This is a genomic window from Rhodoferax sp. LS1R11, from assembly GCF_056521395.1.
In genome coordinates this window covers 198489-210517 of sequence record NZ_JBWMAW010000003.1, presented here as the reverse complement: position 1 = coordinate 210517, position 12029 = coordinate 198489, and the positions used below count along the sequence as shown (strand labels likewise).

Below are 12029 nucleotides of genomic sequence, written 5' to 3'. Positions count from 1 at the left end.
ACACTGGCCCCGCCGCCTTTTTGCCCTGGTAAACGCGCCAGGGCTTCGCGGGGTCATTCGCTGGTGCTGGCCTTGCCGGTCGAAAGATACTTGCTGTGCAACGCTGCAAGGTCTTGCATAGCCCCAAGGTACGCGTCAACCCACAACGGGATGGGCGTGCGCTCCGTCATCCAGTTCGAGGGCGTGGACTTATTCACCCCTGTCTTTCGGCAAAAGTCTGATTGCTTCCAATGCAATGCGTCGAGGGCGGTTGAGAACTGTTCGGGGGTCATTGATACACCTCATTTTTGAATGAGTTTATTGTGGCACAAATTCTACTTATTCGTACAATTATGATTAAAACATACGATCTAGTTAACATAACGCCCGTCGTATAAAGTAGATGAAATGAATAACTTTGTACGAATTAGCGGATATATTCAATGAATTCAACGAGTTACGCACCTTGTCAACACTGCCTATTTTTTGGGCATCCATACGTAACCCGGTTTCTTCCTATCGTCTGAAAAGTTATCCACAGTGCGCCCACGGTTTGCCACCGCACAAGGGCGTGCCCACGGTTTGCAGTCGCCTGAGCTGGTGCCCGCCAATCACAACAGCGCAAGGCCGGTGAAGGAACCGACTTTTCCCCCTTGCGGATCAGGCGCAGGGTAGGCATGGCAAAGCGCTTATGTGGCTGGCTCTGTCAGTTCACAGCGCAACTTCATGCGTGGCTTTGAACCCAGCTTTTCAAGGCCTCATTGATGCGGGTTTGCCAGCCATCCCCAGATGCTTTGAATTTATCCACCACGTCCACGTCAAGGCGCAGCGTGATTTGCGTCTTGGTGCCACTGCCCAGCGGGCGGCCACGGCGTACCAGTGGCTTGGCCTGCGCCCATTCAGCATCCGTGAGCGGCATGGCGTCCGGGTCGGACATTGCGGCGGCCGTGATAGCGGCATCCTCGGCAGGCGTTGGCATGGTGAGCACACGCCCACTGCGGGTTTTAATCGTTGTTTGCATATCGTTTCACCTCTCGACTGTTGGCTTTTCTCAGACTGATGATGCGGCGCTCGGTTGGTTGCTCTGGCGGCCGGTCAACAAACACCACGCAAAACAACCTGTCATTGACTGGAACCAGCCCAACCATGCGGGCCTCGTCATAGTCGCGGCGCTTGTCCGGCCACACCAAAGCAGCATCCCATTCAAAGCCAGCGGCATCCAGCAATGAAAAGCCATGCTTTGCCAGATTCAAGGCGTCTTTGGTCGGGTCAAACGTCACATTCATATTTTATTGTAGTTACGATTAATAGGAATGCAATGATTATTTGTAGTTGCATTATTTCAGCGACTGAAAAGTTATCCGCAGTGCCCCGCCGGGAGGATGGCTCCAAGGGGAAGCCCCTTCGCGCCGCTTTCCGGCAAAGTGCAAGGCAAACCGCGAGGGTTCACAGCGGGCCGGGGCTGCATCGAACAAAGGGCGAAGAACTGGATATAGGAGATTGAATAATTTTCATCATATAAAAGTGTCCTCACTTTGTTCTCAGTTTGCCCTCACTTTGTCCTCAGTCCCCAATCGGCTTGAAACCCGCATGGTTGCTTGGTTTCGCTGGTTTGTCCTCAGTGTCTCAGTGTTTTTGAGAATCAGCAGGTGGCGGCAATCGAAAAAATCGTGAAAAAGCCGCCCGGCACGTGATGCGGGGCGGCTTTTCTGGTGCTGTCAGGTGGGCGATTCAAGCGGCCCGCTTGGGCATCTTCACCACGTTGCCAGCCTTGCGGCCGTCCAGGTAGTCGCCCCACCACTGCATCAAGCGCTCGCGGTCTTCGAGGTAGGCCGAACGGTGGTAAGCGGCCCGGACCTCGTTCGCTTCCTTGTGTGCCAATTGCCGCTCGATCACGTCAGGATTCCACCCGCATTCGTTGGCCACCGTGGAAAACAGCGCCCGAAAACCGTGGGCGGTTGCCGTGTTTTTGTAGCCCATGCGGGCCAGGGCTGAATTGAAGGTGTTTTCGCTCAGGGGCTTGCTGGGGTAGTACGGGCTGGGGAACACCAACTCACGCCCGCCGCTCAGGGTCTGCATGGTGCGCAACACCGCCACGGCCTGACTGGACAGGGGCACGCGGTGTTCAGTACGCATCTTCATGCGTTCGGCCGGGATGATCCACAGCGCCGCGTCCAGGTCGAACTCTGACCACAGGGCCCCGCGTGTTTCGCCAGGGCGGGTGGCGGTCAGGATCAGCAGGCGCATGGCGTGCACGGTGTGGGGGTCGCCGTCATAGGCGGCCAGCTTTGGCAAGAACTCGGGCAGCTCTTTGTCTGACATCGCGGCGCGGTGCTTCACCTCGCGGGGCTTGAGGATTTCAGAGGGCACCAGATCAAGCATGGGGTTTGAGTCGATCCGCTCGTGGATCATGGCCCACCGGTAAACGGCCTTCACCCGCTGCAGCACCCTGCCCGCCTGGTCACTTGCGCCGCGTGCCTCGATCTTCTTGACCGCCGCCATGATTTCGCCAGGCTTGATGGAGGCCAGCGGTCGGGAGCCCAAGGGTTTGAAAATGTCTGCAACAAGGGATGCACGGATGCGGCCCGCCGTTTCATCATCCCAGCGGCTCGCCTGGTGCGCCATCCAGTCGCACGCCACGGCCTCCAAGGTGTTGACGGCTTCGTGTGCGGTCTTGGCTTTATCGGCCCGGCGCAGTTCGCCCGGGTCGCCGCCATCGGCCAGCACCTTGCGGGCCTCGTTGGTCAGGTCACGGGCTTGCTTGAGGCCCACGGCTGGGTAAACGCCAAAGGCCAGCCGCTTTTCTTTGCCGCCAAAGCGGTATTTGAGGCGCCAGTAGCGCCCGCCCGCCTTGGTCAGCTCCAGATAAAGCCCGTTGCCGTCGAAGTGTTTGCCGGGCTCGGTCAGGTTGCGCAACTGGGCGTCTGTCAATTTCATGGGGGTATCCTTCGCAGTCTGGGGGCACAAATGGGGGCACATTTCTCCATTCCACGATGGTAGCCTAGTATTCATGCGGGTTAGCGGACAGACTGCGGGTGCGGCCCCGGCACCAGACGCTGCTTTTGTACCGTCAAATTAAATGAAAACCCGCTCTCCGTCATTGGAGAGCGGGTTTTTTATTGCTGCGTCGCAGAGATCTGGATGGAGGCAAACCATGCGGCCAGGTCGTCAATGTCCTGATCCGTCAGAGGCTTGGCCATGACGTTCATCACCTCGTTCTGACGTTTGCCACTGCGAAAATTTTTCAACTGCTCCACGACATACATCGCAGGTTGCCCTGCCAAATGCGGCGCATTGGGAATCTGGCTCAGGCCCAGTGGACCGTGGCAGGTGACGCACATGCCCGCACGGGCCTTTCCCGCCATCACATCACCCGCTTGGGCAGCCCCCATGTTCAGCATGAGCAGCGCCCAGCTGAACATCGCCAAGGCGGAAGTGCTTGTTAGTCTTTGACTCATCTCGGGCTGCATGCGGTCCCGCCCTATTCCGTGTACGAGATTCGATAAATCGCACCGGCAAAGTCGTCTGACACCAAGATCGAGCCATCTGGCAGGTTGGCCACATCGACAGGACGACCCCGGTACTGGCGCGTTTGCGGGTCAAGCCAGCCATCGGCAAAGACCTCGGTCTTGTCGGCTGAGCCGTCAGCCTTCAAACTGGTGAACATGATGCGCGCGCCAATGGGGTCAGTGCGGTTCCATGAGCCATGCTGTGCCGAGAAGATGCCGCCCTGGTACTTGGCCGGAAATTTCTTGCCGGTGTAGAAGGTCATGCCCAAGTCCGCGGCATGGGCTTCCATGTAGACCTCGGGGTTGGTCACATTGGCGGGCAGCGGATCCTTGTCATAGCCGTTGTCAGTGATGCGGGTTTTGCCCTGAATCCACGGGTAGCCGAAGAACTGGCCCAGCTTGGTGGCCCGGTTGATTTCCCCGGCCGGAATCAGGTCGCCCATGCCATCTGTCTGGTTGTCGGTAAACCACAGGTCGCTGTTCTTGGGGTTGAAGTCCATGCCCACCGAATTGCGGATGCCGCGTGCATACACTTCGCGCTTGCTGCCATCAAACGCGTTCATGCGAACGATGCCTCCAATTCCCCACTCGTCATAAAGTTTCAGCTTGTCGCGGGGCGGCACATTGTGCGGCTGTCCCATCGTGATATACAGCATGCCATCCTTGCCGATGCGGCAGGTGCGCGCACCGTGGTTATAGCTTTCCTCCTCGGTTGGAATCAGCTTGCCTTGAGGCACCACTTCAATCACCGCCACGTCCGGGCCTTCATAGAAAAACTCGGCAGCAGGAAAGTTCAAGACGCGGTTGTGTTCGGTCACCACCAGAAAGCCGTCCTTGGTCCAGCACACGCCATTGGGGTTGCTGAACTTGAGAGATGGTGCAAAGGACTTCACCTCGGTCGCCGCTTCACCGCTGTTGCGGTTGGTCACCGCCCAGACGCTGGTTTTTCGGGTGCCGACAAACAGCATGTTGGTGGACGGCGCAACCGCCATATGGCGGGCATCAGGCACCACGGCATACAGGCCAATCTTGAACCCGGGCGGCAGCTTGACGCGTTTCAGGTTCTCCCTGATCGCGTCCGCATTGGCGCCGGTTTGGGGCACGAGCGGAATATTCAAATCCGTCGTTGCCACTTTCATCTGCTTCAATTTCTCGATGTTGACGGGTGGTGCCGCCTGAGCCATCACCAAGCCTCCGATCCCCGCACTGATCGCAGCCACAACCAGGTTCCTTTTAAAGATACTCATCGTTGTCTCCTCTAATTGAAATACCGGCATTGATGTGCCGCCAACAATATTGCTGCCGCAATGCCTTTTTTTAATCTAGCGTTTTTCCAAACTGACGTGTTGACGGTTACGTCATATCGGGAATGCAATTAATTTCGATGCACCATGAAATAATTTCACAATCCAACCTGCACACTAAAAACCAACAGACTCCTATAAAGGGGGTCGGCGGGTCACGCCACACGCCTCCGAATCGCTTGGAAAATGTGCATTCAACCGTCAATGAAGGAACGTTATGCGGCAACACAAGTTGAAAAGCCGGTTCTCCCTGATAGGCAAAACATCGGTGGCATTGGCGGTGATCAACCTGAGCCACACGGCCCTCAATGCCCAGACGCTGGACGAGGTGGTGATATCGGCATCCCGTTCCGAGCAACGAAGCTTCGATGCACCCGCAGCGATTCAGTCGATTGACCGCAACACGCTGTTGAACGCAGGCCCCCAAGTCAACCTGTCCGAATCCTTGAACCGGGTACCCGGTCTGACGATTCTGAATCGTCAAAACTACGCGCAGGACTTGCAGGTCTCCATTCGGGGGTTTGGTGCCCGTTCCGCTTTTGGCATCCGGGGCATCCGTTTGCTGGTGGATGGCATTCCCGCCACCACGCCGGACGGTCAGGGTCAGGGGTCATCCATCAGCCTGACGTCCACCGACCGCATTGAGGTTCTGCGCGGCCCACTGGCCCAGATGTACGGCAATTCGGCCGGTGGCGTCATCCAGGCCTTCACCCGGAACGCGCCTGAACAGCCGGAGTTCGGGGCGCAGTATTACGCTGGCTCCTACGACATGCGTCGCTCCGACTGGCAATACGCCGGACGCATCCATGACTACGGACTGGTGGCGGACTACAGCACGTTTGACACCACCGGCTACCGGGACAACAGCCAGACCGAACGCAAGCAATTCAACGGCAAATTGAGTTTTGGCCCCAGTGACAAGACCCGGGTGAATGTGGTGTTTAACCAGTTCGACATGCCACTGGCCCAGGACCCATTGGGACTGACCGCCGCCCAGATGGCCGCCAATCCGGCGCAAGCAGGCAGCAATGCCCTGAGCGCACGGGTCCGAAAAATCACGAGCCAGAAGCAGCTGGGGACCTCGCTGACCCATGCACTTGACGCCAACAATTCAGTCACGGCACGGGCTTACTACGGCAACCGGGAGAACACCCAATACCAGGCCAACAGCTTCTGGGTGGGGTTGAGCCGAACCTACTACGGTGCCGGCCTGCAATACAACCAGCAAACCCGGATGGCAGGGACACCGGTCTCCTGGACGGCGGGTTATGAATTTGATCAGTCAGTAGAACGACGCCAGGGCGGCGCATCACCAGCAGGAGAAAAATCACCCGGATCGCTGAACCGTGATGAAGACAACACCGCCAGGAACAGTGATTTCTTTGTGCAGGCCACGGCGCTCGTGAGTGAAAAAATATCAGCCATCGCAGGACTGCGCTCCAGCACCGTGCGCTTCAACAGTGAAGACTACTTTCTGAGTAATGGCAATGGCTCGGGCGAGGTCACTTATCGGGCCACCAGCCCTGTTCTGGGGCTGACCTACCATGCCAGAGAAGACCTCAACCTGTATGCCAATTACGGCAAGGGCTTTGAAACGCCCACGCTGGCCGAAGTCGCCTACACAGGGGCTGGCGCACCCGCATTCAATACGGCCATCCATGCGTCGACCAGCCGTCAATTTGAACTGGGGGCCAAGTGGGTTCCCGGTTCTGGTTCGCGCGTGGATGTGACGCTGTTTCAAATTGACGCCCAGAATGAAGTCGTCGTCGCCATCAGCAGTGGTGGCAGCACCGCCTACAAAAACGCGCCCGGAACAAAGCGCACCGGATGGGAACTCTCGGGCAGCACCGAGCTGACGCCGCATGTTCGCGCGACCTTGGCGGCTTCCCGGATCAACGCGGTGTTTTCGCAGGCATTCAACAGTGGCACATCCAGTGTGGCCGAAGGCAACAAGATGCCCGGTATCCCCCAGAGCATTCTTTTTTCAGAACTGCTGTGGACCAGCCAGACTATCGCCGGCATGAAAAAAGGAACTGCGATGGGCAGCCAGGCGGGCATCGAGTTCACCCAGGCAGGCAGGCTGTATGCCAACGACACCAACACGGCGTCCGCCGACGGCTACGCCACCTTGAATGTGAAAGCCAGCCATCGCTGGGCCGTGGGCACGGGCAGTCTGACGGCCTACGCCCGCATCGACAACCTGACGGACGAGCGCTATGTGGGATCAGTGATCGTCAACCAGGCCGCATCGCAGTTCTATGAACCAGCCCTTGGAAGAAACTGGACCCTCGGCCTGCGTTGGGTCCTGCCCTTGTGAATTCAGTTTCCAACACACGGGGACCAGACCCCGTTCTGGTTGCTGGACCGAATCACACTGTCCACAAATTGAACACCCAGCAAGCCATCCCATGAGTTGGGGAAATAAAGGCTGAGCGGGTCTGGGGCCTGGCCGGATCGACGGGCCGCGATGGCCTCGGCAGCATCCGAATAAATATTGGCAAAACTCTCGTGGAAACCTTCAGGATGGCCCGCCACAATGCGTGACGACCGGGCGGCCAGTGGCAGAGTACCGGGCCCATTGGGCGTGCGATTCTGGGACGGCGCATCCAGCGGCTTGAAGGTCAACGCCTGCGGGCATTCCTGCATCCACTCCAGACTGCCCGCAGAACCACTCACTCGAATCCGCAAGCCGTTTTCCACCCCGGCTGCCGCCTGAGTCACCCAGAAACTGCCACGAGCCCCGCTGCTCAGGCGCAGCATGGCGCCCGCATAGTCATGCGTCACCCGCCCGGGAACGATACAGCCCACCTCAGCGGCCACTTGCTCCACCTCCAGCCCGGTGATGAAACGCAGCAGATTGTGCGCATGGGTTCCAATGTCGCCCATGACCAAAGACGGCCCGCCACGCACCGGGTCTTCCTTCCAGGCTTTGCGCCCCGGCCCCTCCTTGGCGCGGCCACCCTGCACGTACTCCACCTGCACCAGACGCACCGTTCCCAACTGCCCTTGTTCAATCATTGCTTTGGCCTGGCGGACCATGGGGTAGCCCGTGTAGTTGTGGGTCAGGCAGAAAACCAGCCCGGAGTCCAACACCGCTTGATGCAGGTGCTGCGCCTCTTCCAGCGTGTTGGTCATGGGCTTGTCGCAAATCACATCGAAACCCCTGGCCAGTGCCGCCACAGAAAATTCAAAGTGGCTGTCGTTGGGGGTCATGATGGCAACCACATCAGCGCCATCTCCACGGGCGGCCTCAGCGTCCATCAACGCGGTCCCGCTGGCATAACACCGCTCGGGGCTCAGACCCATCTCCCGTCCGGCCTGGACAGATCTTTGAGGATCAGACGACAGTGACGCAGCGACCAGTTCGTAACGGTCATCCAGCCGGGCGGCTTGACGATGCATGGCGCCAATGAATGAGCCCGGGCCTCCGCCAATGACGGCCAGGCGCAATCTGCGCCCCAGCATTGAAATTACAGGATTTAAAGACATGGAACCTACTTTTAAAAATGGACTACTTGCCCCAGCGCAGCACCATCGGATCGAGACGACGCGCCGTCTCAATCAAGCCCGCACGCGTCGCAGGGTGCATGGCGGGGAACGGGTGGCGGGGCGCCTCGCAATCTATCACGCCACCTTCCTTCATCAGGGATTTGGCGGCGAGCAAGCCACTTTGCCGATTCTCATAATTGATCAGGGGAAGCCATTGCTGGTACAGGCTCGCAGCCTCTTCACGCTGACCTGACGCGTAGGCGTCCACGATCAGGCGGATGCCATCCGGGTAGGCACCACCGGTCATGGCGCCGGTTGCACCAGCGTCCAGGTCCGGCATGAGAGTGATGGCTTCCTCACCATCCCATGGGCCCTCAATGGCATCACCACCCAGGTGAATCAATTCACGCAGCTTGGAGGCCGCACCAGGCGTCTCGATCTTGAAATAGCACACCTGTTTGATCTCTTTCGCCATTCGGGCCAGAAAGGCGGCTGACAGGGCGGTTCCGCTCACCGGGGCATCCTGGATCATGATGGGAATATCAATCGCATCCGACAGGCGGGCAAAGAACTCATATGTCTTCTCTTCCGGAACGCGGATGGTCGCCCCGTGGTAGGGCGGCATGACCATCACCATGGCCGCACCGGCCTGCTGAGCCTGCACGCTACGCTGGGCGCAGATTTGGGTACTGAAGTGTGTGGTGGTCACGATGACGGGCACCCTGCCCTTGACGTGCGCCAGAATGGTGTGGGTCAGCACCTCCCGCTCGGCATCCGAGAGAACAAATTGTTCAGAGAAATTGGCCAGAATGCACAGCCCATCGGAGCCTGCATCCATCATGAAATCAACACAGCGCCTTTGACTTTCCAGGTCAAGCTCGCCAGACTCCGTGAAGGTGGTCGGCACCACGGGAAAGACACCTTTGAAGCGCGCCATTTTTGTTTCGTTCATTTGAAATTCTCTTTATTTTTTCTTGTTGTACACGTCAATACACACTGCGGCCAGCAACACAAGGCCTTTGATCACCTGCTGGTAATCGATGCCGATGCCCATGATGGACATGCCGTTGTTCATCACACCCATGATGAAGGCGCCAATGACCGCGCCCAGGACTTTGCCCACACCGCCAGACGCAGATGCACCACCAATGAAGCAGGCCGCAATCACATCGAGTTCAAAACCCAGACCCGCTTTGGGCGTCGCCGTGTTCAGGCGCGCGGCAAAGATAAGGCCCGCCAGAGCAGCCAGTACACCCATGTTGATGAACGTGTAGAACGTCAACCGTTCGGTTTTGATACCGGACAAGCGCGCCGCCTTCTCATTGCCACCCAACGCGTAGATACGCCGACCAATCGTCGTACGCGAGGTGACAAAGTCATACACCAGCATCAACAGCAGCATCACGATCAACACATTGGGCAAGCCCTTGTAAGAGGCCAGAAGGTAGCTGAAGGCGGCGATCATTGCGGCGAAAACCAGGTTTTTCACGATGAAAAACACATAGGGCTCGTTGTCCATGCCATGTTTGACACGCTCCGCCCGACCCCGCACCTTGGTGATCAGCAGCACCAGTGCCATGAGCAGACCAGCCATTAGCGAGGTGATGCGCAGTGTTTCTCCGCCAAAGGGGTCTGGAATAAAACCGGTGCTCAGTAGCTGAAACACCTCCGGGAATGGGCCCACGGACGAACCGCCCAACACGGCCAGCGCCAGACCCTTGAAGACCAGCATGCCTGCCAGCGTCACGATGAAGGACGGTATTTTGTAGAACGCAACCCAGTAGCCTTGCGCAGCGCCGATCACTCCCCCCAGGATCAGGCAAAGGATGGCGGCAGGTACAAAGTGCATCTTGTACTCCACCATCAACACCGCCGCCACCGCGCCGACGAAGCCGCTCACCGACCCCACCGAGAGGTCAATGTGACCGGCCACAATGACCAGCAACATGCCCAACGCCATGACGATGATGTAACTGTTTTGCAGAATCAGGTTGGTCAGGTTCAGGGGCTGGAACAGGGTCCCGTCCGTCATCACCTGAAAGAAGACCATGATCGCAACGAGTGAGATCAGGAGACCGTATTCCCGCAAATTATTTTTGAGGAAACCGGCGCTGGATTGGGATTTCACGGGCTGAGCTCCGGAGCTTAAAGTTGCCATGTCAGTTCACTCCTGATGTCACGATGGATCGCATAATTTTTTCCTGGGTCGCCTCGGCGGCTGAAAATTCGGCCACGAAGGTGCCTTCGTTCAACACACAAATCCGGTCACACATGCCCAGCAGTTCAGGCATTTCAGACGAGATCATCAAGACGCATTTGCCCTCGCTGGCGAGCTGCGCAATGATGGTGTAAATCTCGTACTTGGCCCCCACGTCAATGCCGCGCGTGGGTTCATCCAGGATCAGCACCTCGGGATTCGAGAACAGCCACTTGCTCAACACCACTTTTTGTTGATTGCCACCAGACAAATTGACGGTCCGTGCAAACACGTCCGGGCTGCGGATATTGAGCTTGCGCCGATATTCCTCCGCGACGCCAAATTCACGCCCCTCATCAATCACCGTGTTGCGGGACACCGCGTTCAGGTTGGCCAGCGTGGTGTTCCATGCAATGGTTTCGTCCAGCACCAGGCCATACCCCTTGCGATCTTCGGTGACATAGGCAATGCCGTGGTCAATGGCTTTTTGCACCGTACGGGTGTCAATTTCCTTGCCATGCAAAAATACCTGTCCGCTGATACCCTGACCGTAAGTGCGACCAAAAATGCTCATGGCCAGTTCGGTACGGCCAGCCCCCATGAGGCCGGCAATACCCACAATCTCGCCACGTTTGACATGCAAGTCAACGCCCTTGATCACCTGACGTTCGGGATGCACATCATGATGGACTTGCCAGTTTTTGACTTCAAAAACCTTGTCACCGGTGTTGGGCGTTCGTTTGGGATAACGGTCCGCCATTTCGCGCCCCACCATGTGCTTGATGACCCGGTCTTCACTGATAGGCTCCTGGGTACAGTCCAGCGTGGCAACGGTGGCCCCATCGCGCAGCACGGTAATGGCGTCAGCCACCTTGGAAATTTCGTTGAGCTTGTGCGAAATCAGGATGCAGGCAATGCCCTGACGTTTGAGTTCCAGCAGCAATTCCAGCAGCGCATCACTGTCAGTCTCGTTCAGACTGGCCGTCGGCTCGTCCAGAATCAGAAGTTTGACCTCTTTGGACAAGGCCTTGGCGATCTCAATGAGTTGCTGTTTACCCACACCCAGATTGGTGATGAGCGTGCTGGGAGACTCCTTCAAGCCCACCTTTTTCAGCAAGGCTTGCGTCTTCAAGAACGACGCCGTCCAGTCGATCACGCCGTAGTGTGCCTGCTCGTTGCCCAGAAAAATGTTTTCCGCAATGGACAACAGGGGCACCAACGCCAACTCCTGGTGAATGATGATGATGCCTTTCTCTTCGCTGTCAGAGATGTCCTTGAAACGGCACTCCTGACCGAGAAATAGAATCTCCCCCCCATACTCTCCATAAGGGTAGACACCGCTGAGAACCTTCATCAAGGTGGACTTTCCTGCGCCGTTTTCACCCACGATGGCGTGAATCTGCCCGGGGTAGACGGTGAGGTTCACATCGCTGAGTGCCCTCACGCCGTGGAATGATTTTTTCATGCCACGCATTTCAAGAATGGGTTTCTCCATGTTGGCCTGCGTTTCTTTTTTGATCATGTCAGCAATTTAAAAATGTAAAAAGGCCC

11 protein-coding genes are annotated in these 12029 nt (G+C 57.5%); 1 reads left to right on the top strand and 10 read right to left on the bottom strand.

Annotated elements, in window-relative coordinates; all coding sequences use genetic code 11:
• Positions 1–53: 53 nt before the first annotated feature.
• The 6 genes from AC097N_RS05690 to AC097N_RS05665 form a co-directional block, all read right to left on the bottom strand.
• A complete protein-coding gene (locus tag AC097N_RS05690) occupies positions 54–272 on the bottom strand; it encodes a hypothetical protein (protein ID WP_479579775.1) in 219 nt (72 codons plus the stop codon).
• Between the two features lie 431 nt (positions 273–703).
• Positions 704–1000 carry a BrnA antitoxin family protein gene (locus AC097N_RS05685; RefSeq protein ID WP_479579774.1) on the bottom strand — a complete coding sequence of 99 codons (297 nt, stop codon included), beginning with the start codon at positions 998–1000 and terminating at the stop codon, positions 704–706.
• Positions 984–1265, bottom strand: coding sequence for a BrnT family toxin (locus AC097N_RS05680; protein WP_479579773.1), 282 nt, complete (start codon positions 1263–1265; stop codon positions 984–986). The genes AC097N_RS05685 and AC097N_RS05680 overlap by 17 nt, the downstream gene beginning before the upstream one ends.
• Before the next feature lie 445 nt (positions 1266–1710).
• Complete coding sequence (locus tag AC097N_RS05675; RefSeq protein WP_479579772.1) at positions 1711–2916, bottom strand: tyrosine-type recombinase/integrase; 1206 nt, start codon at positions 2914–2916, stop codon at positions 1711–1713.
• A 179-nt stretch (positions 2917–3095) separates the two neighbouring features.
• Positions 3096–3437, bottom strand: a complete 342-nt coding sequence (locus AC097N_RS05670; protein WP_479579771.1) for a c-type cytochrome — start codon at positions 3435–3437, stop codon at positions 3096–3098.
• A gap of 23 nt (positions 3438–3460) precedes the next feature.
• Complete coding sequence (locus tag AC097N_RS05665; RefSeq protein ID WP_479579770.1) at positions 3461–4735, bottom strand: PQQ-dependent sugar dehydrogenase; 1275 nt, start codon at positions 4733–4735, stop codon at positions 3461–3463.
• Positions 4736–5009: 274 nt separating this feature from the next.
• Here AC097N_RS05665 and AC097N_RS05660 point away from each other — a divergent pair, with 274 nt between their 5' ends.
• Complete coding sequence (locus AC097N_RS05660) at positions 5010–7109, top strand: TonB-dependent receptor family protein (RefSeq protein ID WP_479579769.1); 2100 nt, start codon at positions 5010–5012, stop codon at positions 7107–7109.
• Between the two features lie 2 nt (positions 7110–7111).
• On the opposite strand, the gene AC097N_RS05655 is transcribed toward AC097N_RS05660, so the two are convergent.
• Genes AC097N_RS05655 through mmsA form a run of 4 tightly spaced genes read right to left on the bottom strand, consistent with a single transcriptional unit; the run spans position 7112 to position 12000 of the window.
• Positions 7112–8281, bottom strand: a complete 1170-nt coding sequence (locus AC097N_RS05655; protein ID WP_479579768.1) for a Gfo/Idh/MocA family protein — start codon at positions 8279–8281, stop codon at positions 7112–7114.
• A gap of 22 nt (positions 8282–8303) precedes the next feature.
• Positions 8304–9233, bottom strand: coding sequence for a dihydrodipicolinate synthase family protein (locus tag AC097N_RS05650; protein ID WP_479579767.1), 930 nt, complete (start codon positions 9231–9233; stop codon positions 8304–8306).
• Positions 9234–9245: 12 nt separating this feature from the next.
• Positions 9246–10439, bottom strand: a complete 1194-nt coding sequence (gene mmsB / locus AC097N_RS05645) for a multiple monosaccharide ABC transporter permease (RefSeq protein WP_479579766.1) — start codon at positions 10437–10439, stop codon at positions 9246–9248.
• Position 10440: 1 nt separating this feature from the next.
• Positions 10441–12000: a multiple monosaccharide ABC transporter ATP-binding protein gene (mmsA, locus tag AC097N_RS05640; RefSeq protein ID WP_479579765.1), complete on the bottom strand. Its 1560-nt coding sequence runs from the start codon at positions 11998–12000 to the stop codon at positions 10441–10443.
• Positions 12001–12029: the final 29 nt, after the last annotated feature.